The organism is Providencia sp. PROV156 (assembly GCF_028480905.1).
Classification (GTDB): Bacteria; Pseudomonadota; Gammaproteobacteria; order Enterobacterales; family Enterobacteriaceae; genus Providencia; species Providencia hangzhouensis.
This window is the reverse complement of the sequence record NZ_JAMPPE010000013.1, coordinates 116996-133517: the sequence shown is the minus strand read 5'-3', so window position 1 is coordinate 133517 and position 16522 is coordinate 116996. Positions and strand designations below refer to the sequence as shown.

At 40.5% G+C, this 16522-nt stretch carries 14 protein-coding genes; 7 read left to right on the top strand and 7 right to left on the bottom strand.

Annotation, left to right across the window (positions count from 1 at the left end):
• Positions 1-1040 precede the first annotated feature (1040 nt).
• Positions 1041-1469, top strand: a complete 429-nt coding sequence (locus tag PSF31_RS11540; RefSeq protein ID WP_164561264.1) for a hypothetical protein — start codon at positions 1041-1043, stop codon at positions 1467-1469.
• 265 nt (positions 1470-1734) lie between these two features.
• On the opposite strand, the gene actP is transcribed toward PSF31_RS11540, so the two are convergent.
• The 3 genes from actP to acs all read right to left on the bottom strand — a co-directional run bounded on the left by actP (position 1735) and on the right by acs (position 5843).
• On the bottom strand, positions 1735-3384 hold the full coding sequence (gene actP, locus PSF31_RS11535) for a cation/acetate symporter ActP (RefSeq protein ID WP_004263246.1): 1650 nt from the start codon (positions 3382-3384) through the stop codon (positions 1735-1737).
• Entirely contained in the window at positions 3381-3692 is a 312-nt protein-coding gene (locus tag PSF31_RS11530) for a DUF485 domain-containing protein (RefSeq protein WP_004263244.1), read from the bottom strand. The genes actP and PSF31_RS11530 overlap by 4 nt, the downstream gene beginning before the upstream one ends.
• 195 nt (positions 3693-3887) lie before the next feature.
• Positions 3888-5843, bottom strand: coding sequence for an acetate--CoA ligase (gene acs, locus PSF31_RS11525; protein ID WP_096863473.1), 1956 nt, complete (start codon positions 5841-5843; stop codon positions 3888-3890).
• Between the two features lie 417 nt (positions 5844-6260).
• Between acs and sodA the strand changes: the two genes are divergently transcribed.
• From sodA to PSF31_RS11500, 5 genes are all read left to right on the top strand, one after another.
• On the top strand, positions 6261-6887 hold the full coding sequence (sodA, locus tag PSF31_RS11520; RefSeq protein WP_094962904.1) for a superoxide dismutase [Mn]: 627 nt from the start codon (positions 6261-6263) through the stop codon (positions 6885-6887).
• A 194-nt stretch (positions 6888-7081) separates the two neighbouring features.
• Positions 7082-8788 (top strand): Hsp70 family protein, encoded by a 1707-nt coding sequence (locus PSF31_RS11515; RefSeq protein WP_099975386.1) that lies wholly within the window; start codon positions 7082-7084, stop codon positions 8786-8788.
• Complete coding sequence (locus tag PSF31_RS11510; protein WP_096863474.1) at positions 8788-10206, top strand: J domain-containing protein; 1419 nt, start codon at positions 8788-8790, stop codon at positions 10204-10206. The genes PSF31_RS11515 and PSF31_RS11510 overlap by 1 nt, the downstream gene beginning before the upstream one ends.
• Positions 10207-10261: 55 nt before the next feature.
• Positions 10262-10939, top strand: a complete 678-nt coding sequence (yiiM, locus tag PSF31_RS11505) for a 6-hydroxyaminopurine reductase (protein ID WP_004263226.1) — start codon at positions 10262-10264, stop codon at positions 10937-10939.
• A gap of 283 nt (positions 10940-11222) precedes the next feature.
• Positions 11223-12128: a LysR substrate-binding domain-containing protein gene (locus PSF31_RS11500; protein ID WP_096863475.1), complete on the top strand. Its 906-nt coding sequence runs from the start codon at positions 11223-11225 to the stop codon at positions 12126-12128.
• Between the two features lie 44 nt (positions 12129-12172).
• Here PSF31_RS11500 and PSF31_RS11495 read toward each other — a convergent pair whose 3' ends face one another.
• Positions 12173-13048: a pirin family protein gene (locus PSF31_RS11495; protein WP_004263218.1), complete on the bottom strand. Its 876-nt coding sequence runs from the start codon at positions 13046-13048 to the stop codon at positions 12173-12175.
• Positions 13049-13319: 271 nt separating this feature from the next.
• Here PSF31_RS11495 and PSF31_RS11490 point away from each other — a divergent pair, with 271 nt between their 5' ends.
• Entirely contained in the window at positions 13320-13997 is a 678-nt protein-coding gene (locus PSF31_RS11490; RefSeq protein WP_004906617.1) for a hydrolase, read from the top strand.
• Positions 13998-14093: 96 nt separating this feature from the next.
• Here the strand turns inward: PSF31_RS11490 and trpS are convergent, their stop codons facing one another.
• The 3 genes from trpS to rpe are packed head-to-tail and all read right to left on the bottom strand — an operon-like array spanning position 14094 to position 16514.
• A complete protein-coding gene (gene trpS / locus PSF31_RS11485) occupies positions 14094-15134 on the bottom strand; it encodes a tryptophan--tRNA ligase (RefSeq protein ID WP_096863476.1) in 1041 nt (346 codons plus the stop codon).
• 16 nt (positions 15135-15150) lie between these two features.
• Complete coding sequence (locus PSF31_RS11480; protein WP_004263209.1) at positions 15151-15843, bottom strand: phosphoglycolate phosphatase; 693 nt, start codon at positions 15841-15843, stop codon at positions 15151-15153.
• Positions 15840-16514 (bottom strand): ribulose-phosphate 3-epimerase, encoded by a 675-nt coding sequence (gene rpe / locus PSF31_RS11475; RefSeq protein WP_004263207.1) that lies wholly within the window; start codon positions 16512-16514, stop codon positions 15840-15842. The genes PSF31_RS11480 and rpe overlap by 4 nt, the downstream gene beginning before the upstream one ends.
• Positions 16515-16522 lie beyond the last annotated feature (8 nt).

The following is a 16522-nucleotide window of genomic DNA, read 5'->3' as shown; positions in this document are numbered from 1 at the left end:
ATTGTTTAGGGTAGCAGAATTTTAAGAATATCAGGAGAGTACTGTGGATTGGATGTTTGTCCATCACGGTGATGAATGACACCGCTTGAGTCAAAGTAGTAAGTAAAAACTCACTTGTTGAAAGGGCGGTGGCTGTTGGCGATGGTGGGATAACAGGGGTTAGGAGAAGCAATGGAGGGGGAGCGGTTGTATTGGTGTGCTGAATGGATATTTTAAATGCAAAGTAGTAAGTAACAACTCACCTCTCTTTTTAGCCGTATAGGGAATGGGCGAGGAGGGTAGGAGGAAAACTCAATTCCCTGTATTTAAGTGATAAATGTGATTAAGAAACATAAAGTAGCAAGTAAAAGCTCATAAATTGTGATGACAAAGAATATATATTTAGTGATGACTATATTTCAGGTTTCGTAATTATTGTATTGGGATATTGAGATGGTAAATGTAATTGAAGGGGGCAAAATAGTAAATAACAGCTTTACAGCAAAGGTAGTAGAGGTAGGTTAGATAAGTTTATATCTCCGAGTGCAATTGCTGTGTGATTTGACTCTCTGGTTGATAGATAATCTATGATCTATTAAAAATAATAATGACTTAACGAAATTATCTGACAGGATTATTCTTAACTTGCCCTATAATGTTTATAGTTTTAATGGTTTTTATGGTGTTAATTAAGTAACCCAAGTAAGTCATTATTTGAACAATAAATTCATTAATATCAATAGATAAAAATAAAATAACTAATTTTACTCATAAATAAATTAACTATTTTGTTTGTATATTTTTAATGAATAAGCGCACGATTGTTTATTTTTTTATATAAAAATTGTTAAATTGATGTTTCAATTTATTACATTTATACTGTGTTAGGTAGTTAATGGTATATCCAGCTATCACGTTACCGATGAAGTTTGCTTATAAGTGAAATTTTCAAAGGAAAGAAACTTACATCCAGATATGAAAGATAGGCCAGCTAAGCAAGTTATACCTTTTAATGAATGGTATTTCGTGTAAACAATATTTGTATAGCAAAGGTGGGTCAGATGAATAAATCAAAAAGCGCTAATCATCGAATTTTCGACCAAATTATTTCTGTAAATAAACAGAAAGAAAATGAATTTAATAATGGGCAAGACGGTGCAACGATTCTTTCTTTATTAGTGATGTTTTTTGTTCCTTTTTTACTGTTAAATACAGTGAGAAATACCCTTGGCATTGACTATAGCTTTGTCACTGTCATTGGAATGCTCGCTATCAGTGGGTTGATTACAGTAGTGCTGTATAAAAAATTAAAACTAGGTTCCCAATTCGCAGATAAAAATATTGTATTAGACCAGTTACTTTCTCGTTATACGCCGAAAAACAAGCAAGAATTTAAAAAATTACAAGAAGAAAGAAAAACAAGTTCAGCAGAGTTTTATTCATTAGTAGAAAATTGGGCTGATGTAGAAAGACAACACTATGCAAGATAGTATCGAATAACGAAAACAAAAATAAGTTTTTCAATATTATCAATATCCTTCTTTTCTCTACGTAGAAAGAAGGATTTTTTTTACATAAAACTTCTGATAAAAGAGTTAAATATACTATCAACTCCTTTATGTGATTTTATATATCATATTGATTTATAAGATAATATAAAGAGAAATAATGATGAGACTAAAAGAGGTTTAAATAAACTATTAATAAAAAACGGCTCGATACACTGAGCCGTTTGGTGTGGCAATAAAGTTAGGTTTAGTGTGATTTACCCTGCTCAATACCGAGTCCAATTTGTGAACGAACAAATTGCTCTTTAAAGCGCTCTCTTTCCATTTTTCCTTGTTCTGAATTATCTGTTACAGAGAATAGCCATGAAGCAACAAATGCAACAATCATGGAGAAGAAGGCTGGGTACTCATATGGATAGATTGGTTTTTCATGGTGAAGAATACTGACCCAGATGGTTGGTCCTAAAATCATTAAAACAACAGCAGTAATTAGCCCTAACCAACCGCCAGCCAATGCACCGCGAGTTGTCAGCTTACGCCAGTACATCGACAGTAAAATGATTGGGAAGTTACAACTAGCCGCAATAGAGAATGCTAAGCCGACCATGAAGGCAATGTTTTGTTTTTCAAACAAAATACCGAGGCCAATTGCAACAAAACCTAAGATAACAACGGTAATTTTAGAGACACGTAATTCATCTTTTTCATCCGCTTTACCATTTTTCATTGCCATCGCATATAGGTCATGAGAAACCGCGGAGGCGCCTGCTAAGGTTAAACCAGCAACAACAGCAAGGATAGTGGCGAATGCAACTGCAGAAATAAAGCCTAAGAAGAAATTGCCACCGACGGCATCTGCAAGGTGAACAGCAGCCATGTTTGTTCCACCGATAAGTGCTCCAGTAGCATCTTTAAATGCAGGATTGGAACTGACTAGAACGATGGCACCAAAACCAATAATAAAGGTTAGTATGTAAAAGTAACCGATAAATCCAGTGGCATAGAACACACTTTTACGAGCTTCTTTAGCGTCACTAACGGTGAAGAATCGCATAATAATGTGAGGGAGGCCAGCGGTACCAAACATCAATGCAAGACCAAGGGATAAGGCGGATATTGGGTCGGAAACCAGTCCTCCTGGGCTCATAATAGCAATACCATTTTTATGAACTTCAACGGCTTCTTTAAATAAGGTATTAAAGTTAAAGCCAACATGCTTCATAACCATAACGGCCATGAATGTTGCACCCGCTAATAACAAGATGGCTTTAATAATTTGCACCCAAGTTGTGGCTAACATTCCACCAAATAAGACATATAGCACCATCAATATACCCACAATGACAACAGCGACGTGGTAATTGAGACCAAATAACAATTCAATTAATTTACCCGCACCAACCATTTGAGCAATAAGATACAGTGCAACAACAACCAGAGAGCCAACCGCAGATAGAATACGAATTGGTCTTTGTTTTAATCGATAAGAAGCAACATCAGCGAAGGTATAGCGACCTAAATTACGTAAGCGCTCGGCAATTAAGAATAGAATGATCGGCCAGCCAATTAAGAAGCCAATCGAGTAGATTAAGCCATCATAGCCAGAGGTATAAACCAGAGCAGAGATCCCTAAGAAGGAAGCCGCAGACATAAAGTCACCCGCGATAGCCATCCCGTTTTGGAAACCGGTAATTTTCCCGCCCGCAGTGTAGTAATCAGAGCGAGAACGCGTTCTTTTTGACGCCCAGTAGGTAATATACAAAGTGAAGCCGACAAACAGTAAGAACATCACAATCGCCTGAATATTTACAGGCTGGCGTTCAACATCCCCTGTCAATGCATCAGAAAACGCCATTGATGAGGTAAAAAAGAGAATGAGTGAGAGCAATATTTTCATTTTTCTACCTCTTTTAAAATTTCTGCCGTTAAGCGGTCATATTCACCGTTGGCTCGGATGACGTAAAGCCCAGTGAGTACAAACGAAATGACGATTAGTCCTACACCAACAGGGATCCCTCTTGTTATGTATGAACCTTCGGATATTGGTGTTCCAAGCCAACTTGGGTCAAAAGCGATAAGAAAAATAAAACCCACATACAGCACGAGCGTTATTGCAGATAACAACCATGAAAAGCGACTACGTTTCCTAACCAGTTCTTGAAAGCGAGGGTTATCCTCTACCTTTTCGTAAGCAGTAGCATTCATCAGAGTTCTCCTCTGTTATACTCGTCATACTTCAAGTTGCAGCTTTGTTGACTGCACTCACTCACACGAGTCACATACTTATGTATGCTCCTCGTGTTTCGTTCGCTTGTCGCCTAGCTGCACCTCGAATTATTTAGAGTAAACCATCTTGTTGGGATGTATGTAAGGCCGCCTCTATGAGTTGGCCTTTTGGCGTTATGACATACTCATAGACTGTTTTTCTTCGAGTAGTTTTTCGACAACACCTGGATCAGCCAGAGTGGAGGTATCTCCGAAATTACTGGTGTCTCCTGATGCAATTTTTCGTAGGATGCGACGCATGATTTTACCGGAACGGGTTTTGGGCAGTGAATCCGTCCAGTGGAGTACATCCGGGGTGGCAATAGGGCCGATTTCCTTACGAACCCAGTTGCGAACTTCGGTGTATAGCTCTGGTGATGGCTCAACCCCAGATATTAATGTGACATAAGCATAGATTGCTTGGCCTTTAATATTATGAGGAATACCGACCACGGCAGCTTCAGCCACTTTCGGATGTGCAACGAGCGCTGATTCTATTTCTGCGGTACCTAAACGGTGGCCCGAAATATTCAGTACATCGTCAACACGGCCAGTGATCCAGTAATAACCATCTTCATCACGACGAGCACCATCACCACTAAAGTACATGCCTTTAAAGGTTGAGAAGTAGGTTTGCTCGAAGCGTTCGTGATCGCCGAATAAGGTTCGGGCTTGGCCCGGCCATGAATCAACAATCACTAAGTTACCTTCTGTGGCGCCTTCGATAGGTTCACCAAGGTTATCGACTAATGCAGGGCGAACACCAAAGAATGGCAATGTTGCAGACCCTGGCTTTAACATGGTTGCCCCCGGAAGTGGTGTGATCATGAAACCACCTGTTTCGGTTTGCCACCATGTATCGACAACAGGGCAGCGGCTGTTCCCAATTTTTTTATAGAACCATTCCCAAGCTTCAGGGTTAATGGGTTCCCCCACGGAGCCGAGAATTCGTAATGAGCTGCGATCTGTACCTTCAATGGCTTTATCGCCTTCGGCCATTAATGCGCGGATAGCCGTTGGGGCAGTATAAAGGATATTGACTTGGTGTTTATCAACCACTTGGCTCATTCGGTTAACTGCTGGGTAATTAGGTACCCCTTCGAACATTAATGTTTTAGCGCCATTGGATAATGGCCCATATAACAAATAGCTATGGCCTGTTACCCAGCCTACATCTGCAGTACACCAATAGACTTCACCTGGATGGTAGTCGAAGGTGTATTTAAATGTCAGTGTGGCATAGACTAAATAACCGCCAGTGGTATGCAGAACGCCTTTCGGTTTACCTGTAGAGCCTGAGGTATATAGGATGAACAGCGGGTCTTCTGCGTTGATTTCTTCTGGAGGGCAATCTGCACTGACGCCTTTGATGACGTCGTGCCACCAGAGATCACGGCCTTCTATCCAGCTCGGCGCGTTGCCTGTGCGTTGGTAAACAATCACATTAGAAACCGTTGTGACTTGTGGGTTGGCGAGTGCGTCATCCACATTTTTCTTTAATGGAATTGCGCGGCCAGCACGTAAGCCTTCATCTGCAGTGATGATGAGCTTCGCTTTACAGTCGATAACGCGACCAGAGACCGCCTCAGGGGAGAAACCAGCAAAAATGACCGTATGTATAGCACCAATACGAGCACAAGCTAGCATCGCGACAGCAGCTTCGACAACCATCGGCATGTAAATGGCGACGACATCACCTTTACGGATCCCTTGTTGTTTTAGGACATTAGCAAACTGACAAACATCATGGTGCAGTTCGCGGTAAGTGACATTTTTTGACGATGAAGGGTCATCGCCTTCCCAAATAATCGCAGTTTGGTCGCCTTTTTCAGCCAGATGGCGATCCAAACAGTTAGCACTTAAATTTAATGTACCGTCTTCAAACCAGCGGATATCGATGTGCCCGGGGTCAAAAGAGGTGTTTTTAACACGAGTGTACGGTTTAATCCAATCAACGATTTTTCCTTTTTCGCCCCAAAATCCTTCAGGGTCTTGAATCGAGCGTTGGTACTCATCGTTATACTGTTGTTCGTTTATCAGGGCATTTTTTGCAATTTCAGCAGGAACGGGATGTTTAGTTATTTGAGTCATATTATTATCTCCTTGCAGATGTTAATACTATGTCAAAAAATGGTTAACTAAAGCACGATTTTTAAATTTGTTTTTCTTTTGCGCGGAAGATCACGTATTAATTGTAATGAGATTTGCAGGATTATCATTTGATGCTAAATGTCAAATTGATATATAAATCTAAAAATATAATAAAAGGTAGATTTAAAGAAAAATAAATGGCGGGGTTGTTGGTATTAGTTACTGAATAAACAAGTTCTCATAGCGAATATAAATATCCATACATTTCTCATGGGTTTGATAATGATTTTCATTAACAGTAAAATAACTATAATAGATAGTTATTCACAAGGTGCGAAGTTACGCAAGTGTTTACCCTATGAGCCTTGTGGTAAAAATGAGAAACATAGCGGTATTTACGTCACTGGAGACAATAATATGAGTTATACATTACCTGCTTTACCTTATGCTTATGATGCGTTGGAACCACATTTTGACAAGCAAACCATGGAAATCCACCATACTAAGCACCATCAAACCTATGTGACTAACACCAATACAGCGTTAGAAAAACTACCTGAATTAGCAGGTTTAGATATCGATGTTCTGATTCAAAAATTAGACCAAATTCCTGCTGATCAACGTACGTTTGTTCGTAACAACGCAGGTGGCCACTCAAACCATAGTCTGTTCTGGAAAGGTTTGAAATTAGGTACTGAATTAAAAGGCGAATTAAAAGCTGCGATTGAGCGTGATTTCGGTAGCGTTGATGCATTCAAAGAACTGTTTGAAAAAGCAGCTGCAACCCGTTTCGGTTCTGGTTGGGCGTGGCTGGTTCTGAAAGATGACGGTAAATTAGCTGTAGTTTCAACAGCAAACCAAGACAGCCCATTAATGGGTGAGGCTATTTCAGGCGCATCTGGTTACCCAATCATCGGTTTAGACGTATGGGAACACGCTTATTATCTGAAATTCCAAAACCGCCGTCCTGATTATATTAAAGCATTCTGGTCAGTTGTGAACTGGGATGAAGCAGCGGCACGTTTTGCAGCGAAAGCTAAATAATCTTATAAGATAACGTAATTTGCTATAAGCGCAGCGTTAATGCTGCGCTTTTTTTATGCCTACAATTTGATATCGATTCCAAAACTTTACTTTTTATTATTAAATAAAACTCATTATCATTTAAAATATTGGTTATTAATTTATTTCAATAATGATATGGATTTAGTTTGTTGATAAATAAGGAATAAATAAAAATGGATCGTTTAGCAACACACTTAGTCATGGGGATTGACCTTGGGACAAGTAACAGTGCGGTAAGTTTGTGGTTAGATGGCAAATCAGTCCTAATTCCTAATCTACAAGGAAACGTTCTAACACCTTCTGTGGTTGGTTTAGATGATGAAGGCCAGATTATCGTAGGACAAGCTGCTCATGAACGTTTACAAAGTCATCCTAATATAACTAAAGCGAGTTTCAAACGTTATATGGGAACAGATGCCACTATAACACTAGGTAAGCTTGTATTTCGTGCTGAAGAAGTCTCCGCTTTGTTGTTACGTCAACTTAAAGATGATGTTGAAGCATGGTTAGGTTATGCCGTCAAAGACGCCATAATTACAGTTCCTGCTTATTTTAATGATGTCCAGCGCCGCGCAGTTAAAACAGCGGGGCAGCTTGCTGGGTTGAATGTTGTAAGGTTATTAAATGAGCCAACAGCTGCTTCACTTGCTTTTGGGTTACTCGAAAATAAAGAACATAAATACCTCACATTTGACCTAGGAGGAGGCACATTTGACGTATCGATCATCGATATGTTTGAAGGCGTTATCGAAGTTTGTGCTAGTAGTGGTGATGTACGCTTAGGCGGTGATGATTTTCGTGAAGTGATTTATCAGTGGATGTTGAAAAAGTACCCCGAATTACACAAAGATCAGTTTCTGATACGGCCTGAATTATTGAAATTGGCGGAACATCTCAAGTTAGCCTTGAGCCAAGCACCAGAATGCTATGTTTCTATGCATTGGAATGAGTCAGATTTTGAATGGAAAATGACAGAACAAGAGCTAGCTACTTGTTGTCAGCCTTTATTAGCTCGCCTTCAACAACCTATTTTACAGGCATTGCATGACTCCCGTTTTTCGCTTAATGATCTTGACGATATATTGCTAGTGGGAGGGGCGACACGTATGCCTCTCGTTAGACAAACCGTAGCTCGTCTTTTCGGGCGATTTCCACGGCATGATTTAAATCCTGATGAGGCAGTTGCTTTAGGGGCTGGTGTCCAAGCAGGTATGGTAATGGCAGATTGCGCTTTGGATGATATCGTTTTAACCGATGTCATGCCATTTTCATTGGGGGTTGATACCACGAAACAGCATGGTGAGCGTTTTGAATTTGGTTACTATCTTCCTATTATCGAACGCAATAATTTCTTGCCTATCAGTAAAATGCAGGAGCTAAGTACAATTGTAGATAACCAAGAGCATATTTTACTCAAGGTATATCAAGGTGAAGCTCGCCTAGTCAAAGATAATGTTTTCCTTGGGGAATTAAAGATAGATATTCCTCCACGACCAGCCGGGGAAGTGACGATTGAAGTTAGGTTTACTTACACGGTTGATGGTTTACTTGAAGTTGAGTGTCATTATCAAGGTAGCCCTAAGGTTTATCGGTTATTGATTGAAAAGGTACCTGGCCAAATGAGTGAGACACAAATTTCAGCCAGCTTGGCAAAAATTGCAGGGTTAAAGCAGCATCCAAGGGATATGCCTGAAAATAGAGAATTGTTAGCCCGTTGTTCTCAATTATATGAATTCTTGCTCGGTGATGACAGACTTTGGGTCGATAAGATAACAACTGAGTTTGAGATAGCGTTAAATAGCCAAGATTTACGCTTGATCGCAACATTTCGCCAGCAAGTTGTTCAATTTTTGAAACGATATGAAAGGGATTTGCATTAATGGATATGTGGCAAATATTGGGAATTCCGTTTACTCATGATGAAAAAGAAATCCGTAGGGCTTATGCAAAGCAACTCAAAAAATATCGACCCGATACTCATCCAAAAGAGTATCAGCAGCTAAGAGAAGCATTTGAAAATGCAAAAAACGTATCCTCTTATCAAGTGAGTTCTCAGCCTGAAGTTGCTTCTGAAGACGAAAGTTATGGTGAAGCCGTATTATTAAATGACCACACCGGGTATCAAGATATTTATTTTTCTGATTGGTTATCAAATACATTTGTAGCAGATGAGCCTTTACCTGCTATAGCAGTGGCTGAAACTGTTTATACTCAAGATGAAATTGATACTGTCGCGAGCCTGATTGTGGAGAATGAAAGCAAAGGGAAGGCCGCGCTATCTTTTCTTTGGGCTCATGTGATGGAAAAAGGCAATTTACACATTTTTGCTCAGTTTCATAAGGATTTTGCCAAAGCATTATCACAACAGCAGGGCTTAATGGAATCGACCGTAGATTGTGCTTCTGAATTATTGAATTGGCAGTTAAATGATTATAATTCAGACAGTGTGGTTCCAATGTTTATTCAAGAAGGTATTCAAAATCAATTACGTAAAACTGCTGTTGAACGTGCATGGCAAGATTGCGAAATTGAAGCATCACATAAGTACTCGATCTCAGCATTTACAATGCAATTTTTAATTGGAAAGCAGGCAGAAGTGACTGGGTGGATGCGGTTAGTACCTGGGGTGCTGGATTTGTTGATGAAGCAATATCAGCAGTTGATACAAAATTACCCAGAGCTTGCAGATCGAGTTAATCCAGCAGTGGCCGCTTTTTTCAGTCAACCTAGAGTATGTTTTTCTCTTTCTCATTTATTTCTTCTTATGTTTTGGGGAAGTATATTTTGTATTGCGGCGCCGTCTCCGGATATCGATAATCGGGTTATTATCGTAGTTGCGATGATTTTTATTTTCTATTTATATCTTAGTGATGCGTTATTATTTTTCTTTTTAAATAAAAATAAAGACACTTTTGGCGCTATATTTTTATTGGTAGATTTTCTATTTTCGATAATGGTGCTAACAGGGATATATGTATTCATTATGTCTGTCATTGCTGACGTAGTGAATATTACAATTAAAGGTGGTGATAATCAGGTGGGAACTATCATGTTTAGCGGTATGTTCTTGTTAATTATCATCTGGCAAATAGTACCAAAGACAAAAGGGATACCAAAATTGAGGTTACCAGGGATAACCGTATCGCGTATTTTTGGGTTTCCATGGATATTTTTAAAGTGGTTTAATTCTTGGTGGATTACGCTCACTTGGGGGCTATTGATATATATTATTTTAGAGCTGACATTGATAGGAGCCCTGCTAAAAATTAGTGAGGTTATTAACCATGGGTTATGGTAACTTGAACACAGTAACAGTTATTTCATCCTATGTGAGTATTAAGGTGTGATCTTGCATGAAAGTATCTCCCCAAGTTTTTATCGGTAAAGTCCAAGCAACCCAGTCTTGTGGGCACAGCGCTATTCACAAGCAAGCTGCCGACGGGTTATTGATGTTAGGGCAATTGGGACTTGATGGCGATGAACAAGCTGAAAAACGCTTCCATGGCGGGCCTGATAGAGCACTTTGCCATTATCCTCGTGAACATTATGATTTCTGGGTAAATGCGTATCCTGATTTAGCCGATTTATTTGTTGCCTCTGCATTTGGGGAAAATATATCAACATTGGGTATGAGTGAAGAAAACGTATTTATTGGGGATATTTTTGCATGGGGTGATGCGCGTATTCAGGTCACTCAGCCTCGTTCCCCTTGTTATAAGCTCAATGGGTTAACGGGAATTGAAAATTTTGCACAAATGATGCAAGACAATGGGCGCTGTGGTTGGCTGTACCGTGTCATTAAAACAGGCAATGTTAGTGAAAATACGCCATTAACCTTATTAAGCCGCAATAGTGATATTTCAGTACAAGAAGCCATTATGATTGCATTTCACGCCCCTTATGATGAAGAGCTGTATCAGCGGCTTTTAAGTGCTGCAGGGCTATCCGCAAGTTGGAGCTTAACCATGCAGAACCGTTTAGATAACCACCGGATTGAAGAGTTTAAGCACCGGTTGTTTGGTAAGCGTTAATATAAAGCGATGTGCTTATGGCAAAGAGAGTATTTGGCCATAAGCACTTGCTAGCAATATAACGCCTAAGTCTTAGGCATTTGTTGTATAAACTGTTGGTACCGCGGTATATTCGCCATTAATTCGAGATGTGTTCCCTGAGCAATAATTTTTCCTTTCTCCATATACACAACATGGTCTTGTTTTGTTTGCAGGCCTTAAGTGGAAGTATTCATTTTTAAAGCGCTTTTTTAGGGTTTTTAGTAAGATGTGATATTACGATTGGGAATATTGGGGGAATGAGATGCAATATGATTTAAATGATCTCTACTATTTTGTGAAAGTTGTCGAATATGGTGGGTTTTCACAAGCGGGTTTGGCTCTGGGTATCCCTAAATCTAAATTGAGCCGACGTATTGCAGACTTAGAAAAAAATCTTAATGTTTCATTGATTTACCGTTCTACTCGCCAGTTTCATGTCACGGAAGTGGGACAAGTTTTTTATCAGCAGTGTAAAAATGTAGTTGATGAAGCTGAAGTTGCTCACGAATTGATTTGTTCCGTTCAGTCACACCCGAAAGGAACGATCAAACTATCGTGTCCAGTTGCACTATTACAAGTATATCTCAATGAACTACTTGTAGATTTTATGATAAAGTACCCTGATATTGATATCCAAATCTTAGCGGTTAACCGCCCTGTTGATGTCATTAGTGAAGGGTTAGATTTAGCTATTCGTGTACGTTCATTGCCCTTAGATGATTCAGGCTTAATGATGAAAGTGTTAGGGTATTCACGGCGTATATTAGTGGCTAGCCCACAATTATTCGCAGAGCAGGGTGAACTTACAGAACCAGAAAAGCTGGTGGATTACCCTATGTTAGCGAATACGGAGCATTCACAAAATTACACGTTAACCCTCAAAAATAGTGACGACCTTAGCTTTACGCAGCATTTTACCCCTAAGTTAGCGACAACAGATATCTTAACGTTATACCGCGCGGCACTAAAAGGTGTCGGGATCGCAAGGCTACCTTATGGTGTGGTAGAAAAAGACATTGAATCAGGGAATTTGATAGAGGTATTACCGCAATGGCAGTTTCCTGAAGATATCATTCATGCAGTATATCCATCACGTAAAGGGTTGTTGCCGTCAATCCAATTACTGTTAAATTATTTAGCAGATAATATTTCGCCGTCAGTGAAATAAATTTCCCCGATAGCGCATTAGGCTATCAGGGAAATATTCGTCATTTATTGTGTTTCAGGAATGCGGCCAAATTTCCCACTGTTGAAATCATTTATGGCTTCATTGATTTCTTGAACAGTATTCATCACAAAGGGGCCGTAGCCAACAACTGGCTCATTAATGGGATCACCACTGAGTAACAGCACTAAGGCATCTTCTGTGGCTTCTAACAGAATATTGCTGTCTGTATCGTCGAGGATCATCAGTTCCCCTTCGTTTAAAGCAGAACGGCCATCAACAAATATTGAACCACGTAGCATGACTAAACCGACATGGCGTCCCGCTTTAGTTGGGATACCCACAGTTTTACCTTTGTTAAGCTGCAAATCCCATACATCCAATGGACTAAAGGTTTGTGCTGCACCCTTATTGCCCAAATAGTCACCGGCAATCACTCGCAATGTACCTGCATCATTGGGTAATGCGACTTTTGGCATGCTTTGGCTTTCTAACAGCTGGTAGCCGGGGGCCGCTGATTTGTCTTTTGCTGGCAAATTGACCCACAGTTGCACCATATCAAGTGTGCCACCTTTTTTCATAAAGGCATCAGACTGATACTCTTGATGCAAAATACCCGATGCTGCAGTCATCCACTGAACATCACCTGGGCCTATCACACCACCTTCACCCGTAGAGTCATGGTGGGCGACTTCGCCATCATACACAATCGTGACTGTTTCAAACCCACGGTGTGGGTGCTCTCCAACGCCTCTGTTTGCTGAATTTGAGCTTGGGAAATCAAAAGGCCCCGCTCTGTCGAGCAAAAGGAATGGGTTGAGGTATTTCCCATGATCGTTATAGCTAAACATTGAACGGACAGGGAAGCCGTCTCCTACCCAATGGCTACGAGGAGATTGATAGATACCAATAATTTTTTTCATGGTTTTGCTCCTAAAATTGTTTTGATGACTGAATAATAAAGGAGCAAATCATTTGGCAGTAGTGGCAAAAATAGGTTTCATTGTTGCAGTGATAGAACAATAAAATAAAGTCTAATTATTCTATTTATAGAACAGTGTTTATCAAAAACTGGACTACTCAGCTTTAAATCGATGAATTAATCTAAATAATACGAAAACGGAGCGGATATCGTTCTATTTTTAAATCAAAAAAAAAATAGGTTTCATATTTTATCGATTGAGAGGTTTCATCATGAGTAGCCCAGCTAATTTTAATGGTCAACGTCCTGCTATTAACCCAGAAGATGCGGTGATGTTATTAATCGATCACCAGAGTGGTTTATTTCAAACTGTAGGTGATATGCCAATGACGGAATTACGTGCTCGCGCCGCTGTTCTGGCTAAAATGGCTTCCCTAGCTAAAATTCCAGTAATAACAACTGCTTCTGTACCTCAAGGCCCAAATGGCCCGTTGATACCAGAAATTCATCAAAATGCACCACATGCACAATATATTGCACGCCGCGGTGAAATTAATGCATGGGATAACCCAGAGTTTGTGGCGGCCGTGAAAGCAACAGGTAAAAAGCAACTGATTATTGCCGGAACTATTACCAGTGTTTGTATGGCGTTCCCTGCAATTAGTGCGGTGATGGATGGCTACCAAGTATTTGTGGTGATTGACGCTTCAGGCACTTACAGCAAAATGGCGCAAGAAATTACTTTAGCGCGTGTTGTTCAAGCGGGTGTGGTGCCGATGGATACTGCTGCGGTTGCTTCAGAACTACAAGGGACTTGGAACCGCGAAGATGCGGCGGAGTGGGCAATGGCTTACACACAAATCTTCCCTGCTTATCAATTATTAATTGAGAGCTACAGCAAGGCGCAAGATGTTCTGAAAAATAATGAACAATTAGATTCAGAGCGTTAAGGTGAAATAAACAGCATCAATGAATTAATTGGTGAAAATTGATTAGAGTAAAAATGGGGGAAAAACCCCATTTTTACTGAGTTAATACAATGATTGTTACTGAGGGCGTTTAACGAAGCCAATAGCTTCGTAAACTTTATCTAACGTTTCTTGTGCGCGAGCAGCGGCTTTGGTTGCGCCTTCACCCATAATTTGGTTTAGCAGCGCTTCATCATTACGGAATTCATGATAACGAGTTTGAAGTGTGGTTAACATACCGGAAACGGCTTCTGCCACAGCTCCTTTAAGATGACCGTACATTTGCCCTTCAAATTCGGCTTCAAGTTCAGCAATTTTCTTACCTGTCACACCCGACATGATATCTAATAAGTTAGAAACCCCTGGTTTGTTTTCTAAATCATAACGAATACGAGGTGGCTCTTCGGAGTCAGTCATTGCGCGTTTGATTTTTTTCACGACAGATTTCGGGTCTTCTAATAAGGCGATAACGTTGTTACGGTTATCATCGGACTTAGACATTTTCTTGGTTGGATCTTGCAGAGCCATAACACGGGCACCACCACCAGTCGGAATGAATGGATCGGGTACAGTGAAAATATCACCATAAATGGCATTAAAGCGTTGAGCAATATCACGGCTCAATTCAAGGTGTTGTTTCTGGTCAATACCAACAGGTACTTGATTCGTTTGATAAATCAAAATATCTGCTGCCATTAGTACTGGGTAATCAAAGAGTCCCGCATTGATATTTTCTGCGTGACGGGCAGATTTATCTTTAAACTGAGTCATACGGCTCAACTCACCGAAATAGGTGTAGCAGTTAAGCGCCCAGCTCAGTTGAGCGTGTTGTGGTACGTGTGACTGCACAAAAATGGTGCTTTTTTTCGGGTCAATACCACATGCTAAATAGAGCGCAAGTGTATCGAGGGTTCTTTTACGCAGTTCAACAGGGTCTTGGCGAACGGTGATGGCGTGCTGGTCAACGATACAGTAAATGCAGTCGTAGTCATCTTGCATTTGTACCCACTGACGTAATGCACCCATGTAGTTACCGATGGTTAATTCACCGGAAGGCTGTGCGCCGCTGAATACGATTGGTTTTTGGGGTTGCTTTAATTTTTCAGTGGGAGTGCTCATTTAGTTATGTCCTTGCTTATTTTATTTCAGATAACCCGATTGCAGGTAATAAATCAGAAAAATGTGTTAATACACAGTTCGGTTCACTCAGTGCAATAGATTCACCATAGTTATAACCGTAGGTCAGACCGACACACGGGCATTCAGCGCTTTTCGCTGCAATAATATCATTACGAGAATCGCCGACAAAAAGCAATTCTTCTTTACGTAAACCGAATGTTCCCATCGTTAGGTAGAGGGGAGCAGGATGCGGTTTTAAAGCTTTGACGTCATCGCTACCCAAGACTAGAGAAAAGTAGTGTTCAATACCTAATTTCTTTAATAATGGCGCAATAAATGGGGTCGCTTTATTAGTAACAATCCCCATAGGTAAGCCATGTTTTGTTAATTGCTCTAAAGTGTCTTTTACTTCAGGAAACAGTTGGCTGCCTGTTGTGACGGACGTTGCATAGAATTTATCAAAACTGGCTCGAGCTTTTTTTTGTCGCTCAGGTGTGATTTCGGCACCCGCCCATGAAAGTGCGCGTTCAACTAACACATCAACACCATTGCCTACCCAAATAGAAACGCGTTCTTTACCTGCAGGGGCAAAATTAAATTCTTTGAGCATGTTGTCGATGGCTTCAGCTAAGCCAGCTGCACTGTCTACGAGTGTGCCGTCTAAATCGAAAGCGATCGCTTTGATATTCTCTAATACCACTTCAGTCATTGAGATACCTTTTGTAATTCGTTACGCATCGCGTCGATGACGGTTTTATAGTCCGGTTGGTCGAAAATAGCAGAACCCGCAACGAAGGTATCGGCACCTGCCGCTGCAATCTCTGCGATATTATTCACTTTGACACCGCCGTCGACTTCCAAACGAATATCATAGCCACTTTCATCAATTAATTTACGGACTTGGCGCAATTTATTGAGTGTTTGTGGAATAAACGATTGGCCTCCAAAACCTGGGTTCACAGACATGAGTAGGATCATATCGACTTTATCCATGACGTAATCAAGGTAGCTAAGTGGTGTTGCTGGGTTAAATACTAACCCCGCGGTACAGCCATGTTCGCGAATTAACTGTAGTGAGCGGTCAACATGTTCGCTGGCTTCAGGATGGAAACTAATATGGGTTGCACCGGCCTTAGCAAAATCTGGGATAATGCGGTCAACTGGCTTCACCATTAAATGAACATCGATAGGTGCAGTAATTCCGTAGTCTCGCAGTGCTTTACATATAGGTGCGCCAAACGTTAAGTTGGGTACGTAGTGGTTGTCCATAACGTCAAAATGCACAATATCGGCACCAGCTGCAAGAACATTGGCGGTATCTTCGCCTAAACGTGCAAAGTCAGCAGATAAAATAGATGGGGCAATGAGAAAGTTTTTCATTATTGTCT

Bases quoted from the DNA above. Each gene is read 5' to 3' on its own strand.
- rpe (WP_004263207.1), bottom strand. From the start codon at position 16,514: ATGAAAAACTTTCTCATTGCCCCATCTATTTTATCTGCTGACTTTGCA.
- PSF31_RS11495 (WP_004263218.1), bottom strand. From the start codon at position 13,048: ATGAAAAAAATTATTGGTATCTATCAATCTCCTCGTAGCCATTGGGTA.
- PSF31_RS11515 (WP_099975386.1), top strand. From the start codon at position 7,082: ATGGATCGTTTAGCAACACACTTAGTCATGGGGATTGACCTTGGGACA.
- PSF31_RS11540 (WP_164561264.1), top strand. From the start codon at position 1,041: ATGAATAAATCAAAAAGCGCTAATCATCGAATTTTCGACCAAATTATT.
- PSF31_RS11490 (WP_004906617.1), top strand. From the start codon at position 13,320: ATGAGTAGCCCAGCTAATTTTAATGGTCAACGTCCTGCTATTAACCCA.
- sodA (WP_094962904.1), top strand. From the start codon at position 6,261: ATGAGTTATACATTACCTGCTTTACCTTATGCTTATGATGCGTTGGAA.
- PSF31_RS11530 (WP_004263244.1), bottom strand. From the start codon at position 3,692: ATGAATGCTACTGCTTACGAAAAGGTAGAGGATAACCCTCGCTTTCAA.
- actP (WP_004263246.1), bottom strand. From the start codon at position 3,384: ATGAAAATATTGCTCTCACTCATTCTCTTTTTTACCTCATCAATGGCG.
- yiiM (WP_004263226.1), top strand. From the start codon at position 10,262: ATGAAAGTATCTCCCCAAGTTTTTATCGGTAAAGTCCAAGCAACCCAG.
- acs (WP_096863473.1), bottom strand. From the start codon at position 5,843: ATGACTCAAATAACTAAACATCCCGTTCCTGCTGAAATTGCAAAAAAT.
- PSF31_RS11500 (WP_096863475.1), top strand. From the start codon at position 11,223: ATGCAATATGATTTAAATGATCTCTACTATTTTGTGAAAGTTGTCGAA.
- PSF31_RS11510 (WP_096863474.1), top strand. From the start codon at position 8,788: ATGGATATGTGGCAAATATTGGGAATTCCGTTTACTCATGATGAAAAA.
- trpS (WP_096863476.1), bottom strand. From the start codon at position 15,134: ATGAGCACTCCCACTGAAAAATTAAAGCAACCCCAAAAACCAATCGTA.
- PSF31_RS11480 (WP_004263209.1), bottom strand. From the start codon at position 15,843: ATGACTGAAGTGGTATTAGAGAATATCAAAGCGATCGCTTTCGATTTA.